Below are 14,422 nucleotides of genomic sequence, written 5' to 3'. Positions count from 1 at the left end.
ATATCGTAACATAATAACTATTTATGCAATTAAAACAACAAAAAACATGCATTACTACACTCAGCTGATAATTATAGGAACTGTACTCACTTGAGCACTAAATTTTTTTAATGATGGAAATATACAATAAAAAAGTAAAAAAAGAAATCATACAGATAATACTGTATGATCTCTATTTCCACTCCATCAACCCTATTTGACAAAGAGCCAAAAAATCCCCCTCAATAGATTAGGTTATTTACCTTGTCTACTTAAGGGGGATATTGATTTTTTTGTTTTCTCATACATGATTTTTACAAAATTATTCATTATTTTTTTATAATAAAATTACTATATATTTTTTATATCTTTATTCTCTAAATATTTTTCAATTGTTTTTAAACTTGCAAATTGTTTTGTTGGTTTTCTCCAATCTTTTTTAATTATTTTTAAATTAGCTTTAATTGTACCTTCATAACTTGGTAAGTCTGATAAATCATCCGGTACCCAATAAACATCTATATTTGCATCTCTAGCAGCTTGAATACCTACGAGTGCATCCTCTAATACAATAGTTTCATCAACTGGTATTCCTAATTCTTTACAACAATTACTAAATATATCTGGATTTGGCTTACTATGTTTTAGCTCACCTCCTGAATATACTGAATAAAATAGATTAGGAACATCTTCTATTTCTAAAAATAAATCTATTAACTCTTTAGGAGAAGATGATGCGATACACATTTTGATTTCAGTTCTATAAAAATATTTCATCAAATCTACTAAGCCTTCTTTTTTATAAACCCGTCCTAGTCTATTGATTTCCGATTTTTTATATTTATTAATTTCATTACGCCATTCAATAGCCTTCTCATTAGCAATTGAATAAATATTTGTTAATTCATGAATGATATCTTGCTCATTACGACCAGTCAAATAATTATATATATCTTGGTTTACTTCAAAACCGTATTTTTTTGCTGCTTTCAAATAACCTTTATAAGCTATTCTACTGGTATCAAACATCAAACCATCCATATCGAAAATAACTAAAGATATTTTTTTCAAACGCTCACCTTCTTCATTTGAATATTTTACTTAATTTTCTAATAAATGTGTTATATATGCAATAATACTACTATCATCCTTTTGAAATAACATTTTTTCTGAAATAATAAACGACCCTCCCACTGCCGCAACTGCATCTAACGATAAATATTCTTGATAATTATGAGAATCGATTCCTCCTGTTGGCAAAAATTTCATGTCATAATACGGACCACTTAATGCTTTAATTGTAGGCACCCCACCATATGCTTCTGCTGGGAAAAATTTAGCTACTCGTAATCCATATTGCCATACTAACTGTAATTCTGTTGGTGTAGCAATCCCTGGATATACTGCTATATGATTATTAATACAATACTCAATCACTTCACTATTTACTGAAGGACATACAATAAATTTAGCTCCAGCAGTTACAGCTTTTTTCACATCATCAACACTTCTTACAGTGCCCGCTCCCACACATATTTTTTTCGATTTAGATAATAGTCTAATGGCTTCCAATGCTTTAGGAGTTCTTAAAGCTACCTCAATTAAAAGCAATTCTGACTTTATTAAAATTTTACTTAGTCTATCAATACATGATAATTCGTGTACTGTATATAGTGGAATTAATCGATGCGATTGTATCAAATCATCAAAATCCTTTTGTTTTTCCATCCACTCACATACTTTCTTTTGATTCTTGTCGTTCTTTCAAAATAGCTTCATATAATCCTTGAGCATATACACTACCTAAAGCACGATCGTATAAACCATAACCTGGCATAGCACTTTCACCCCAAATACTTCTTCCATGGTCAGGTCGAATAACACCATCAAAGCCACAATCAACCAAAGCTTTCATTAATTGATACATATCTAATGAGCCACAACTAGTTTCATGAGCTGTTTCCTTAAATTTTTGGTGTCCCATATACCCTACATTTCTAAAGTGAACAAAATTAATTCGATGACCAAGTTCATAAATCATTTGAACTAAATTATTATCTGGATTAGCGCCCAAAGCTCCTGTACAAAATGTAATACCGTTATATGGTGAATCAACAATTTCAATAATTCTTTTTAAGTCATTTAAATTCTTTGTAATTCTTGGTAACCCAAATATTTCCCAAGGTGGATCATCCGGATGTATTCCTAATCGAACATCAACTTCTTCACAAACTGGAATCACCTTTTCTAAGAAATACTTTAAATTATTAAACAAATCTTCTTCAGTAATATCATCATACAATCGCATCAAATCGTTAAATTTTTTTAATCGTTCTTCTTCCCATCCTGGGAGCCTAAACCCTTTTGATTGGCTACTAATCAATTGAAACATTTCACTTGCTGGCATATTTTCTACAACAGCTTGATCAAATACTAACGAGTAACTTTTATCATCATTTTTGTAAAATAATTCAGTTTTTGCCCATCCAAAAATCGGTTTAAAACTATAACAAACTAATCGAATATCACATTTGGCTAAATTTCTAATCGTTTGAATATAATTATCAATATAACGATTTCGTTCTTTAGTCCCTGCTTTAATTGCATCATGAATTGCGACGCTTTCAATACCAACTAATTCTAAGCCGCAACTTTCTACATCCGTTTTAAGTTTCCTAATTTCTTCAACAGACCACACATCTCCAGGTAACTTATTTAATAAAGTCCCAACAATACCGTTTAAACCAGGGATTTGTTTTAAATATTGTAATGGGATTGAGTCCCCCTCAGATCCATACCACCTAAATGCCCATTTCATATTTTTGGCTCCTTTCAGAGTTTAGAATCCATCATCTTCATCTTCTTCATCTTCTACTCTTTTATCAACAGTCCAATAATCAAAACTTACCCCGGCTTGTGACATAATCGCTGCTGGAATAGCTGTAATTGGCGTACTCAACAATTGATGATTAATACCTTCTAATAGCATTGGTAAATTTACTCCAGCAATAATTGCTATTTGTTTTTGCTTTTCAGCATCTAATTGATTAACTGCTAATAACGATTGATTATATGGACTTGCACTTGCAATATCTGTAAAAACAATTACTCCATCACCTTGATCAACTTGCTCAATAGCTTTGGTAATTTTAGCGCCTAACGCTTGAACATCATCTCCTTGAAATAAACTTTCAGTTACCATATTATTAGTTCCACCTATAATAACCTCAGCCGCACTTTTTAATCCCTCACTCAAAGATCCATGAGTTACAATTACTATTCCTAACATATTTTCAAGCCTCTTTTCTAATCGTTGTTTTAATATAATAGATTATCCACTTCTTCAAATTGTGTACTATTAATCATTTTAGTTTGTAGTTCTTTTGAGGTTAAATAATAAACTGGCATACCTTCATTTTCTTTTAGATGTGCCGCAATAATATTAGACCATTTTTGTTTACCCTCGTATTTCATTTTAACAAAATGTATTGGCGCAAAAGCCCCAATCCCATTAAGTTGTACAATTTCAACTGAATTCTTACTTGCATTTTTCAACATCTGTTTTCCTTTATCACCTAGATAGGTCGCATCTAAAAATGCATAAGCTTCATTAGATTCTATTCCTTTACTAATACGATTTAATAAGTAAACTATTGAAAAAGTATTACAAACTGCTGTATTTTTTTTACTATCACCTCTAGCAATTTTACCTAAATAATAAAAATAGACCAAAGTAATCATCGCAATGACTACTGATGGAATTGATACTAAAGAAGGTACCTTAATAAATTTATTACCTAAAAAAATTACACTCCCACCTAAAGTAATAATTATAGCTAATTTAGCATATAAATATTGTAATGATTTTTTAGCATACCTTTTTTGATTAAAGTATAGATAATCCCCCTTAAAATCTAAGGGGGTATCATATCCTGTACAGATAACTCTACTTGCTTTCTGAATATTACCAACATATACATTAGTAACACCTTCTTCAGATGATACAACTTTAATTTGATTTGTTAATTGCGATAGGTCTGCCACAAAAGCATGTAAAAATTTTTCTTTTTGTTTATTAGTATATCTTTTACGATAAACATATTGATATCTAAAAATCCAATCTGTCATATTTTTTGTAAGCATCCTATTATCTCCTTTTTATAAGTCAAATTTTGCTAAAATATCTTTTAATTCTGTTCTTGGTGCAGATGGTGTTGCTTGGAAATAGATATCCTCTACGCCATAATTTTCGTGTAAATCTTTTAAGCGTTCAGCATCTTCTTTATTTAAATATACTGATTTAGTTGCAAAAATATCTTTTTCAGGATCTTTTTGTGCAATTCCACCAATATTCAATTCTTTCATTGGGACACCATGAACCACTAAATCATAAATTGTTTTAACTGTTTTAGCGATTAAAATGCAATTATAATCTTTAAACTCGTATTCATCCCAATAAAATTTTGCTTTTTCTTCTGTAATTACAATCGTTTTTTGTCCTGTACGACTACCAGCATTTTTATATAATTCACGCATAAATTTATCTTTTGCAACAACATCATCAACAACAAATATTGAGTTTACCCCATTTTTTTGTGATAAAGTTACCATTACTTGTCCATGAATTAAACGCTCGTCTACGCGTGCTAAATTTACAATCCCCATTATTTACACTTCCTTTTATAAAATTCCTATTCCAGCCAATACAATTAAAATTCCTGTTAACCATAATAATGCTTGTGTTACTTTTAAACCTTTTTTACTATAAAACCAATATACACCCATAACAACAGCTAAAGGTAAAATTCCTGGTACAATTTTATCTAAAATTTCTTGAATAACAAATTCACGCCCAGAAATATTTAATGATAAACTTGAACTTACTTTTACATAACTTCCGGCTAATATTCCCATCATAAACAAACCTAATACCGATAATGTCTCGATAGCTGTTTGAATACCTGTATTTTGCATTAAACCTGTTGCATTTTGACCCATTTCAAATGATTTTCTTGCAAAAAATACACCTAGTAAAACTTGATATAGAGCAAAACATACAAATGGGAATAAAGCTCCTAATGCACTACCTTGTTGCGCCCACGGAATAGCAATGGCGATAAAAATATACTGTACAGTCCCTGAATCAATTGCATCCCCAATTCCCGCTAAAGCTCCCATTAAACCAGCTTTAGTATTGTACATTAAATCATCTTTCATTAAAATTTCTGATCCTTCATATTCTTCTTGCGCACGTTGTTGTTCCATTGAAGACATTAAACCAGTAATAACTCCTCCGCCCCAACTTAATTGTGTATTAAAGAATAATAATTGACGTTTATAAGCTGCTTTTAACGCTTCATCATCTTTATATAATTTTTTTAAAACGGGCATCATACCATATAATAATGATGGAGCTAAATATCTTTCAAAGGTATGAGGAATTTCATTCGCAAAGTGCCATCTTAAATATGCCTTTGTAACATCTTTTGTTGTGATTTCTTCAGGTGCTTGCACGTTTTTCACTGTGTTTTCTTTTAATTCAGTCATTGTAAAACCTCCTCTATTTAAAATCCATCATCATAATCATCGTCATCATCATTTAACATAGCTTTTTCTTTTTCAACAACTACTTGAGTACCGCCTTGTTGTGATTTTACAAAAATTAATGCTAATAAAACTCCAAAGATGGCATATGTTACCATTGTAATTTCTAATGGTTTTAAAACAACACTCAAGAAGTATGCTAGGAAGAAGAATACCATAAAGTCTTTTCTACCAATAACATAGATAGTTGTTGCAATACCAATAGCTGCCAATCCGCCACCTACTACTTGTAAAATATGAATAACTACTGTTCCTTCAAGAGCCATAATTACATCTGCAATTACTGGAGCTCCATAATATAATGCAACAAATACTAAAGGTACAAATAAAATAAATGATGCAATCGTTGGATACCAAATAATAGAACGAGCAATTGCTTTACTATCTAAATCTTCAACAGCTTTATCAGTATATTTACCTAAGAATGTGTTGATGAAGAAACGGAATTGATATAAATAACTTCCTAATAATCCTACTGGAACTGCTACCGCAATCGCTGCTTCTGGTTCTAAATTACCTAATAAAGCTACCGGAACTGCTATTGCTGCTGCAATTGATGGTTCTGCCGGCATTGATCCACCCGGTGAAAATACACCCATGTAAATCATTTGTAATGCTGCAGTTACAATCATAGCTTGCGTAACATCTCCCATTACTATACCGACTACCAAACCAGTCATAAGAGGTGAGAAGCGTAAAGTTAACGTTGCACCTCCGCCCATCCATCTTGACATTACACCTGCAACCCACAAAGCAATCAACAAACTCTGCATAACACTTAATGTTTCCATAAGTTTTCCTCCTTTTTATATAAAGCGTTTCCATTTGTTGCAAAAAAAATTAATTATTTTTAATAAAGTCATGACCCCCGAATCCATTTCGCAAAGCAGCAACAACTTTTGCTGAGAAACTATCTTCCTCTTGCGATGTATTTCTCATAAATAAGCTTGTTGCAATAACTGGAACTGGAACATCTAATTCTAATGCTGTTTCAACTGTCCATTTTGCTTCACCTGATGCATTGGCAATTCCTTTATAATTTTCTAAATGTGGTTGGTTTTTAAATTGCTCTTCAGCTAATTCAATTAACCAACTTCTTATTACAGATCCATTATTCCATACACGGGCAACACTTTCTAAATCATACTCAAAGTCCGATTGTTCTACCACTTGGAATCCTTCACCAATTGCTTGCATCATTCCATACTCAACACCATTATGAATCATTTTTAGGAAATGACCACTTCCAGATTCTCCTGTATATAAATAACCATTTTCAACAGAGATAGCTTTGAAGATTGGTTCAATTACTTTAAATCCTTCTTCATTACCACCAATCATGAAACATCCACCATTTCTAGCACCAGTCATGCCACCCGATGTACCACAGTCAAAATAATAAATATTTTTTTCTTCAAAAGATTTAGCTCGTCTAATTGAATCTTTATAGTTTGAATTACCACCTTCAATAACAATATCGTTTGGGTTTAATTCTGCTAATAAAGTATTTAATGTACTTTCAGTAGGATCTCCCGCAGGTACCATCACCCATGTAATACGTTGTTCAGAATTATCTGTAGATAATAATTTTTCTAAATCTCCAACAGTCATAACACCTTCTTTTTCAGCTTCATTTCGCATACTTTCAGAAAGATCATATCCCATTACTTGATAGCCATTTTCCTGTAAATTTAATGCTAAATTCAACCCCATTTTTCCTAATCCAATAATGTTAACCTTCATATGATAGCGCCTCCATTTCTTTATACCTCAATTATACAAAAAAATATTTTTTTGTAAATAGTTTTTTTAGAAAAATATTTTTTTGTTTGTTTTTAGTTTTAAAAAATATATGATATGATATAGAAAAAGATTCCAAGGAGGTATATATGAATATCCGTCTACAAATAAAATCACAATATTCCAGTTATAGTCCAAAGGAAAAATTAATTGCGGATTATATTTTGCAATGTCCTTCTGATTTTGTATATAAATCAATTAGTGAATTAGCTCAAACTTTAAATGTAGCTGATTCGACCATATTTCAATTTACTAAAAAGTTAGGTTTTAGTGGTTTTAAAGAATTTAAAATGGAAATTGCCATTCAAGAAAATGATTTAGCAACTACATCAATTCATGAAAATATCGAAAAAAATGATTCTTTACTTTCTATGGCCCATAAAGTGTTTGATTCAAATATCGCAACACTAACTGACACAAAAAAATTATTAAATGAAACAGATTTACAAAATGCTGTTAATTATATAAAAGAAGCTAATCACTTATATTTTTTTGGTGTTGGTGGTTCTGATATAGTTGCTACTGATGCCTATCATAAATTCTTAAGATCATCTATCCCTGCTTTTCATAGCACAGATTATCATATTCAATTAATTGAAGCGGCTCTTTTAACTGAAAAGGATTGTATTATTTGTATTTCGCATTCAGGAGAGTCAAAAGAAACTATAAAAATTGCACAAACTGCAAAAGAAACAGGTGCGAAAATCATTATCTTAACTAGCCATCCAAATTCAACATTAGCCTTATTGGGAGATATTGTTTTCACATCAATGTCTGAAGAAATAGATTTTCGATCGGAAGCCTTATCTTCTCGCTTAGGTCAATTAAGCATATTAGACTCTATTTACGTTATGGTTATGTTTACAAATTACGAAAAATCATTAAATACTATTAAAAAAGTTAGAACTATTATTTCTGATATTAAATCATAACTTATTAATAAAAAAAGGAAGAAACAAAAAATAATTTGTTTCTTCCTTTTTATCTGAGTTATTTTATCTTTTATACATTTAATTTATTTTGTAGTGCTTCCCAATCTGATAAGAATGATTTAATACCATTATCAGTTAATGGATGTGACCATAATTTAGGGAATACTGTTCCAGGAATTGTTGCAATATGCGCTCCAGCTAAGGCTGCTTCTTGGAAGTGAGTAATATTACGGATACTTGCAGCAATTATTTCAGATTCTAATCCATAAGTATCTAATACTTGACGTAATTCTGCAATTAATTGGATACCATCAATTCCAGTATCATCCAAACGTCCCACAAATGGACTAATATAAGTAGCGCCAGCTTTAGCTGCTAATAATCCTTGTGCTACACTAAAAATTAAGGTAACATTTGTTTTAATTCCTTTTTGTTTTAAGATATGAGTTGCTTTTAACCCTTCTTCTGTCATTGGGGTTTTCACAACAATATTTGGTGCCCATTTAGCAAGTTTTTCAGCTTCTTCTACCATTCCTTCTGCTTCCAAACTAATCACTTCAGCACTTACGGGGCCTTCAACGATTGAGCAGATTTCTTTAATAACAGTCTCGAAATCACGGCCTTCACGAGAAATAATGGTTGGATTAGTTGTGATGCCATCTATTAAACCTAATTCATTAATACGTTTAATTTCTTCAAGATTTGCAGTATCTAAAAATAATTTCATTATTAATTCCACCCTTCAAATAAAAATGATGCTCTTAATGGTTTATAATACAAATGATAATATAATACCGCCTAATGTTCCTCCGATTATTGCTGCGATAATATTTGGTACAGATTTTGGTACATTACCTCCACGCATAGCTGAAGCTACAAACACCCCAACACCTGCTGCTAATGCCATATCAATCCAAGCATCTCCGCTTTGATAAATTAATGGTTTTGTCATGCCGTGGTTTGCTGACCAAACAGTCCCTACAATAAAAGCAGCTGCCATCCATCCACCGATTGGGCCCCATTGTTCAACCATTTTCCCCCACAACATTCGAATGATAAACGGAAATAAAAACCCTCCAACAACTGTCGCTATTGCTTGTCCTAAACTCATATTTTATCATCCTTTCTATAATTACATTCCCATATTTTCTTCTATTTTCGCAGCGATAATACCTGCTAATATTGCACCGATTGTTACTAGTGCTAAAGTTGGTAAAGAATCAATAACTGTATCCCAACCTTTTAACATTCCATCTCTAACAATTCCACAAATTGCAATCCCCACAGCCATATCTATAAAAGCATTACCATCTTCATTCGGAATTAAACCAACATAGTGATTCATATACCACATAGGACCAATAATAATAAATGCAGCAAAATAACCACCAATAATACCATATGATCCTGAAAAAGCACCCCAAACGCTCATAACAATCATTCCAGCAATCATATATCCTAGTATTGCTCTTAGCATTTTCATTTTCTTTTCCTCCTTAATATAAATAAAGAGAGGACTATTTAAATTTTTGTCCCCTCTTTAACTTATTTTCATTCGAAATAATTAGTTTAAAGCTAATAGGAAACATTCTAAAATACGCCATGAAGATTCTGCTCCTGGGTCAAAATGGCCAATCGCGCGATCTCCTAACCTCATTGCACGTCCTTTTTTCGCTACTAATGGTTTTATTTCTATTGATCTTTCTTTCATTAGTTTAACAACTTCTACTAAAGTGTCTTTAAAATCAGACTCTTTATGTGCAAATAAGTATTCTTTAGCAGGAATCAACACATCAATCATTGTTTTATCATTAAGTTCTGCTTTCCCTCTAAATTGTACTTTATCTACTGCTGCTCCAAACGCCGTAATAAATTCATCAGTTGTTATTACTTTCTTATTATTTAGTGTTGAACCAAATGCTAAAAAGAAACTTCCATATAATGGACCTGAAGCGCCACCTACTTTTCCTAATAAGCTCATTCCAACAGATTTAAATAATGATGAAATATTCTCAGTTTCGATATCAAAGTTTTCTAATTTTTTCTCAACATCCCTAAATCCAATACTTAAATTAATTCCATGATCCCCATCGCCTACATCAGAATCTAGTTGAGATAAATAATCACGATTCTCTTCTGCCATAACAATCATATTTTTTACAGCTTTTACAAAATAAACCAAATCCAATTCTTGAGACATTTTATCACTCCTATATTTTAAAATATGGTGTGTCACATGGGCTATCTAATAATTCTTTTAACTCATCATTTAATCGTAAAATAGTAATTGACATACCAATCATATCCATTGAAGTTGCATAATTTCCTACTAATGATTTGTAAATTCCAATATTATCTTTCTTCAATAATTGATCTACTTTTCGATAGCAAATATATTGATCCATTAATGGTAATCCACCTAATCCATTAATCAATACAGCAACTTCATCGTCTTCTTTTAATGTTGAATGTTCCTTAATGTAATTATAAATTTCAGTTACTACTTCATCTGCAGGTCTTAATTTTTCACGACGAATTCCTGGTTCACCATGGATGCCCATGCCAACTTCCATATCGCCTTCTTCCATATCAAAAATAACTTTTCCTGTTACTGGTAATGTTGCTGATGATAAAGCAACCCCCATTGAGAAAGTATTTTCATTTGCATATTCTGTGATTTCTTTAACTTTATCTAAATCATATCCTTTTTTAGCTGCTGATGCTGCAATCTTAAATACTAACACATCACCGGCTACACCTCTTCTATCTTCAAAATTTGTTGAAGAAATAATATCATCTTTTACAGTAACTGTCTCTACTCTAATTCCATCTGCGGCTGCCAATTCAGCTCCCATATCAAAGTTCAAAACATCCCCAGCATAATTACCATATAAATATAAGCAACCTTTTCCACTATCAACTGCTTTCACTGAATTATAACAAGGTTCCGGTGATGGAGAAGTATTAACATTCCCAACCACGGCAGCATCCGCAAAATCCTTTCCTACATATCCTAAAAATAAAGGTTCATGTCCAGAACCGCCACCAATAATAATTCTTACACGAGGTTCTTCACTTATTTTTTTACTAACTACAACACGGCCATCATCTTCTAACAGTTTTACATAATCTGAATGCGCTAAGCAATATCCTTCTAACATTTCCTCAACAACATCATAACCATCATTAATTAAGCGTCTCATAATTCTTTACCTCTTTCTTTTTTATTTTTTAATTATTATTTACTTCCTTCAATGCATCTTCAAGACATAATCCTGCAGATAATGATACGGCTCCTGCGAAAGCACCTTCAATTAATGGTGCGCTAACTAACACTACTTTCTCTTTTAATTCCTCATCATCAATTAATTCAACAGCCATTTCTGAACTTAAAATTGAGCTACCGATATCCGAAAAAACCAAAATACTACTGCATTCTTTCAATTTTTGTAATTCTTCATAAATAACAACCGCACTTGTTCCTAGTCTTCCATCACCTGTCCCTCCTGCTGCTAAAACTGTTACTTCTGAAGTATTAATCATTTCATCAATCATGTCTTTGAGCCCTATAGCAATCTTTTCAGAGTGTGACACCAAGACTATCCCATACATACACATCCCACCTTATTTATAGTTACTAACAATATTTATGATTTCTGCTAATTTTTTTGGATCGTGCCCATATCTTCCAACGAATACACCATCAACATTTTCATTGACAATAATTTCTTTTGTCGTTTCAATATTTACTGAACCTCCATATATTATACGTACCGAATTCGCAATGTCGATGCCGTATAGTTCCGTTAATATTTCTCTAATAACTACATGAGATTCAAAGATGTACTGAGAATCCGCTGCCTTAATTTTTCCAATAGCCCAAATAGGTTCATAAGCGATTGTTAATTCGGTTAAATATTTTTCAGAAACATCTTTCAGTAACTCCATTAAATCATTTTTAAAGATATTTTTTCTTACAAAAGCGGGAAGATATTCTGACTCTCCAATACATACTAAAGGCTTTAATCCTTCTTCAAATGTTAATAAAATCTTTTGATGAATAATATTAGAAGATTCAAAAAATACATTTCGTCTCTCAGCATGACCAATTTCAACAAAATTACCACCATAATCTTTTAATGTTTCTATAGAATATTCACCTGTTGTAGCTCCATTTAAAATCGGCGATATATTTTGTGCTCCTACATTTATATTAGTATCTTTTAAAATTTCTGTTGCGATGGGTATCAATCCCAAGCTAGGAAAATATGCTAATTCAAGTTTTTTTGTATCAATTTGTACTAATTCTTCTAATAAATTATTTAAAAACTTCTTTTCTTCAATAATTTTGTTATTATAATTTTTTTGACTCATTGCAACAATTGGCTTTCTCATATCATCACCCTCTCATAGCAACTATTATTTCTCAAAATCCATAATCTTTTGAATTTTTCTAGATGATGGACTCTCTTTAAAATGTTCATTTAAAAATACATTAATTAAATGCTTAGCTAATTCGTCACCTACAACTTTTGATCCTAAAGTAATAATATGAGCATTATTACTTAATTCTGCTCTTTCCGCTGAATAAACATCATGTACTTGAGCGGCTCTAATTCCTTTAATTTTATTCGCAGCCATCGCCATTCCTATTCCTGTTCCACAACATAAAATCCCTTTTGTTACTTCACCAGATAGAATGCCTTCTGCTACTTTTTTTGCTATTTCTGGATAATCAACACTGTCTTTTGAATAACACCCATAATCCTCTACTTCATACCCTGACTCTATTAAATAATCTTTAATAGTTTCTTTTAAAATATAAGCATTATGATCTGAACCTAATCCAATTTTCATTTAATCACCTCATAAATAATTTTTACACCCTTATACTAGCATTTTGCTTACATTTTGTAAACACTTTCTTTCGTTTATTTTCGTTTTATTTTTATTATTTTTCGTTTCAGATGTAAAAATACCTATATACTTGTTATATACGAAAATACAGAGTATACTATATATTGTTAAATTAATTATGAAAGGAGCGATATTTATGTTACAAGAATGTAGACATCGTGGTATACTTGATTATCTTGTAAGAAAAAAACATGTCTCTGTTAATGAACTTGCCAATAAATTCGATGTGTCTCCAGTTACTATACGTAGCGACTTAAAGTTATTAGCACAACAAAATTTATTAATTCGAACTCATGGTGGAGCAAGTGTCATTGAAGATAACTGGTTTAATGAAGAAACCTCTTATGATTTACGTACAAAAGAACATCATTTAGAAAAAAAAGAAATTGCCTTAAAAGCTTTCAAACTCATTGATAATAATGATTGTATTTTAATAGATGCTAGTTCTACATGTTTTGAATTAGCTAAATTAATTCAAAAATCTACTTTAAACTTAACAGTAGTAACAAATGGAATATTAACTGCAGAATTATTAAAAGATAACCATAATATTACTACCATACTAATTGGTGGAATTATTAAGGGGCGTTCAAATGCAATCGAAAGCACTTTAGGAGTCGGATTATTAAATAATATAAATTGCAATAAGTTATTTGTATCTGCTAAAGCATTTAATTTAGAAGATGGATTATCAGAATTCAATTTATATGAAGTGGAATTAAAAAAAATAATGATTACTCATGTTCAAAAACTTTTTGCCTTAATGGATGTTACAAAATTAGAAAAACAATCACTATTAACCTTTGCAAATTGCGAATCAATTGATGCTTTAGTAACTAATGAGTCCATACCAAAAGCAATTAAAGAAAAGTATATTAAACATGGTGTTAATATTATCTAAAAAGAAGATGGATATACGCTATTTTGCGCATACCCATCTTCTTTTTATTTACAAATTATATTATTACTTCTGTTAACTTAATTTCTGTAAGTTAGTATGAATTTAAACAGTCTCCAATTTGGAAAACAACTTGATTTTTTAAAGACTAGAAATTTTTATATAATGTTAGCAACTACAAATAAATAGCTTTAATCATTATTTTACTTCAACACGTTCCATCCAACTTGTTGCTGTTGTTTTTAATACTTCATTTAAATCTTCAATATTTTTACGTCCTGTTGATTGTAAC

General features: G+C 31.1%; 19 protein-coding genes. 2 read left to right on the top strand and 17 right to left on the bottom strand.

What is annotated here, in order from left to right; all coding sequences use genetic code 11:
• Positions 1-330: 330 nt before the first annotated feature.
• The 9 genes from BMX09_RS08965 to gnd are packed head-to-tail and all read right to left on the bottom strand — an operon-like array spanning position 331 to position 7,326.
• Complete coding sequence (locus BMX09_RS08965) at positions 331-1,050, bottom strand: HAD family hydrolase (RefSeq protein ID WP_089747856.1); 720 nt, start codon at positions 1,048-1,050, stop codon at positions 331-333.
• Between the two features lie 30 nt (positions 1,051-1,080).
• Positions 1,081-1,707 carry a bifunctional 4-hydroxy-2-oxoglutarate aldolase/2-dehydro-3-deoxy-phosphogluconate aldolase gene (locus BMX09_RS08960; protein WP_089747853.1) on the bottom strand — a complete coding sequence of 209 codons (627 nt, stop codon included), beginning with the start codon at positions 1,705-1,707 and terminating at the stop codon, positions 1,081-1,083.
• Positions 1,708-1,711: 4 nt separating this feature from the next.
• Positions 1,712-2,797 (bottom strand): mannonate dehydratase, encoded by a 1,086-nt coding sequence (locus tag BMX09_RS08955; protein ID WP_089747851.1) that lies wholly within the window; start codon positions 2,795-2,797, stop codon positions 1,712-1,714.
• A gap of 21 nt (positions 2,798-2,818) precedes the next feature.
• Positions 2,819-3,268, bottom strand: coding sequence for a PTS sugar transporter subunit IIA (locus BMX09_RS08950; protein WP_089747848.1), 450 nt, complete (start codon positions 3,266-3,268; stop codon positions 2,819-2,821).
• A gap of 29 nt (positions 3,269-3,297) precedes the next feature.
• On the bottom strand, positions 3,298-4,122 hold the full coding sequence (locus BMX09_RS08945; RefSeq protein ID WP_089747846.1) for a hypothetical protein: 825 nt from the start codon (positions 4,120-4,122) through the stop codon (positions 3,298-3,300).
• Positions 4,123-4,137: 15 nt separating this feature from the next.
• On the bottom strand, positions 4,138-4,644 hold the full coding sequence (locus tag BMX09_RS08940) for a PTS system mannose/fructose/N-acetylgalactosamine-transporter subunit IIB (RefSeq protein WP_089747844.1): 507 nt from the start codon (positions 4,642-4,644) through the stop codon (positions 4,138-4,140).
• Positions 4,645-4,659: 15 nt separating this feature from the next.
• Positions 4,660-5,526 carry a PTS system mannose/fructose/sorbose family transporter subunit IID gene (locus BMX09_RS08935; protein WP_089747841.1) on the bottom strand — a complete coding sequence of 289 codons (867 nt, stop codon included), beginning with the start codon at positions 5,524-5,526 and terminating at the stop codon, positions 4,660-4,662.
• Between the two features lie 17 nt (positions 5,527-5,543).
• Entirely contained in the window at positions 5,544-6,374 is an 831-nt protein-coding gene (locus BMX09_RS08930) for a PTS mannose/fructose/sorbose/N-acetylgalactosamine transporter subunit IIC (protein ID WP_089747839.1), read from the bottom strand.
• Between the two features lie 49 nt (positions 6,375-6,423).
• Entirely contained in the window at positions 6,424-7,326 is a 903-nt protein-coding gene (gnd, locus tag BMX09_RS08925) for a phosphogluconate dehydrogenase (NAD(+)-dependent, decarboxylating) (RefSeq protein ID WP_089747838.1), read from the bottom strand.
• Between the two features lie 146 nt (positions 7,327-7,472).
• Between gnd and BMX09_RS08920 the strand changes: the two genes are divergently transcribed.
• On the top strand, positions 7,473-8,315 hold the full coding sequence (locus tag BMX09_RS08920; RefSeq protein WP_089747836.1) for a MurR/RpiR family transcriptional regulator: 843 nt from the start codon (positions 7,473-7,475) through the stop codon (positions 8,313-8,315).
• 70 nt (positions 8,316-8,385) lie between these two features.
• Here the strand turns inward: BMX09_RS08920 and fsa are convergent, their stop codons facing one another.
• The 8 genes from fsa to rpiB all read right to left on the bottom strand — a co-directional run bounded on the left by fsa (position 8,386) and on the right by rpiB (position 13,172).
• On the bottom strand, positions 8,386-9,042 hold the full coding sequence (gene fsa, locus BMX09_RS08915; RefSeq protein ID WP_089747834.1) for a fructose-6-phosphate aldolase: 657 nt from the start codon (positions 9,040-9,042) through the stop codon (positions 8,386-8,388).
• 42 nt (positions 9,043-9,084) lie between these two features.
• Positions 9,085-9,426, bottom strand: a complete 342-nt coding sequence (locus tag BMX09_RS08910; RefSeq protein WP_089747832.1) for a Lin0368 family putative glycerol transporter subunit — start codon at positions 9,424-9,426, stop codon at positions 9,085-9,087.
• Positions 9,427-9,447: 21 nt separating this feature from the next.
• On the bottom strand, positions 9,448-9,798 hold the full coding sequence (locus BMX09_RS08905) for a Lin0368 family putative glycerol transporter subunit (RefSeq protein ID WP_089747831.1): 351 nt from the start codon (positions 9,796-9,798) through the stop codon (positions 9,448-9,450).
• 81 nt (positions 9,799-9,879) lie between these two features.
• Positions 9,880-10,515: a dihydroxyacetone kinase subunit DhaL gene (dhaL, locus tag BMX09_RS08900; RefSeq protein WP_089747829.1), complete on the bottom strand. Its 636-nt coding sequence runs from the start codon at positions 10,513-10,515 to the stop codon at positions 9,880-9,882.
• A gap of 10 nt (positions 10,516-10,525) precedes the next feature.
• Positions 10,526-11,518: a dihydroxyacetone kinase subunit DhaK gene (locus BMX09_RS08895; protein WP_089747827.1), complete on the bottom strand. Its 993-nt coding sequence runs from the start codon at positions 11,516-11,518 to the stop codon at positions 10,526-10,528.
• 28 nt (positions 11,519-11,546) lie between these two features.
• Entirely contained in the window at positions 11,547-11,927 is a 381-nt protein-coding gene (gene dhaM, locus BMX09_RS08890; RefSeq protein WP_089747825.1) for a dihydroxyacetone kinase phosphoryl donor subunit DhaM, read from the bottom strand.
• 12 nt (positions 11,928-11,939) lie between these two features.
• Positions 11,940-12,710, bottom strand: coding sequence for a triose-phosphate isomerase family protein (locus BMX09_RS08885; RefSeq protein WP_089747822.1), 771 nt, complete (start codon positions 12,708-12,710; stop codon positions 11,940-11,942).
• Between the two features lie 24 nt (positions 12,711-12,734).
• Positions 12,735-13,172: a ribose 5-phosphate isomerase B gene (rpiB, locus tag BMX09_RS08880; RefSeq protein WP_089747820.1), complete on the bottom strand. Its 438-nt coding sequence runs from the start codon at positions 13,170-13,172 to the stop codon at positions 12,735-12,737.
• Between the two features lie 196 nt (positions 13,173-13,368).
• On the opposite strand from rpiB, the gene BMX09_RS08875 reads away from it, so the two are divergent.
• Positions 13,369-14,133, top strand: coding sequence for a DeoR/GlpR family DNA-binding transcription regulator (locus BMX09_RS08875; RefSeq protein ID WP_089747818.1), 765 nt, complete (start codon positions 13,369-13,371; stop codon positions 14,131-14,133).
• Positions 14,134-14,422: the final 289 nt, after the last annotated feature.

Origin of the sequence: Granulicatella balaenopterae, from assembly GCF_900111135.1 — a bacterium.
Classification (GTDB): domain Bacteria; phylum Bacillota; class Bacilli; order Lactobacillales; family Aerococcaceae; genus Granulicatella; species Granulicatella balaenopterae.
The sequence above is the reverse complement of the archived record's forward strand: the minus strand, read 5'-3'. Positions and strand labels throughout refer to the sequence as shown.

What these genes read in the sequence shown, in the direction of transcription:
- BMX09_RS08940 (WP_089747844.1), bottom strand. Translation starts at nt 4,644, where the DNA reads ATGGGGATTGTAAATTTAGCACGCGTAGACGAGCGTTTAATTCATGGA.
- rpiB (WP_089747820.1), bottom strand. Translation starts at nt 13,172, where the DNA reads ATGAAAATTGGATTAGGTTCAGATCATAATGCTTATATTTTAAAAGAA.
- dhaM (WP_089747825.1), bottom strand. Translation starts at nt 11,927, where the DNA reads ATGTATGGGATAGTCTTGGTGTCACACTCTGAAAAGATTGCTATAGGG.
- BMX09_RS08950 (WP_089747848.1), bottom strand. Translation starts at nt 3,268, where the DNA reads ATGTTAGGAATAGTAATTGTAACTCATGGATCTTTGAGTGAGGGATTA.
- fsa (WP_089747834.1), bottom strand. Translation starts at nt 9,042, where the DNA reads ATGAAATTATTTTTAGATACTGCAAATCTTGAAGAAATTAAACGTATT.
- BMX09_RS08875 (WP_089747818.1), top strand. Translation starts at nt 13,369, where the DNA reads ATGTTACAAGAATGTAGACATCGTGGTATACTTGATTATCTTGTAAGA.
- BMX09_RS08955 (WP_089747851.1), bottom strand. Translation starts at nt 2,797, where the DNA reads ATGAAATGGGCATTTAGGTGGTATGGATCTGAGGGGGACTCAATCCCA.
- BMX09_RS08910 (WP_089747832.1), bottom strand. Translation starts at nt 9,426, where the DNA reads ATGAGTTTAGGACAAGCAATAGCGACAGTTGTTGGAGGGTTTTTATTT.
- BMX09_RS08930 (WP_089747839.1), bottom strand. Translation starts at nt 6,374, where the DNA reads ATGGAAACATTAAGTGTTATGCAGAGTTTGTTGATTGCTTTGTGGGTT.
- BMX09_RS08945 (WP_089747846.1), bottom strand. Translation starts at nt 4,122, where the DNA reads ATGCTTACAAAAAATATGACAGATTGGATTTTTAGATATCAATATGTT.
- dhaL (WP_089747829.1), bottom strand. Translation starts at nt 10,515, where the DNA reads ATGTCTCAAGAATTGGATTTGGTTTATTTTGTAAAAGCTGTAAAAAAT.
- BMX09_RS08935 (WP_089747841.1), bottom strand. Translation starts at nt 5,526, where the DNA reads ATGACTGAATTAAAAGAAAACACAGTGAAAAACGTGCAAGCACCTGAA.
- BMX09_RS08885 (WP_089747822.1), bottom strand. Translation starts at nt 12,710, where the DNA reads ATGAGAAAGCCAATTGTTGCAATGAGTCAAAAAAATTATAATAACAAA.
- BMX09_RS08905 (WP_089747831.1), bottom strand. Translation starts at nt 9,798, where the DNA reads ATGAAAATGCTAAGAGCAATACTAGGATATATGATTGCTGGAATGATT.
- BMX09_RS08920 (WP_089747836.1), top strand. Translation starts at nt 7,473, where the DNA reads ATGAATATCCGTCTACAAATAAAATCACAATATTCCAGTTATAGTCCA.
- BMX09_RS08960 (WP_089747853.1), bottom strand. Translation starts at nt 1,707, where the DNA reads ATGGAAAAACAAAAGGATTTTGATGATTTGATACAATCGCATCGATTA.
- BMX09_RS08895 (WP_089747827.1), bottom strand. Translation starts at nt 11,518, where the DNA reads ATGAGACGCTTAATTAATGATGGTTATGATGTTGTTGAGGAAATGTTA.
- gnd (WP_089747838.1), bottom strand. Translation starts at nt 7,326, where the DNA reads ATGAAGGTTAACATTATTGGATTAGGAAAAATGGGGTTGAATTTAGCA.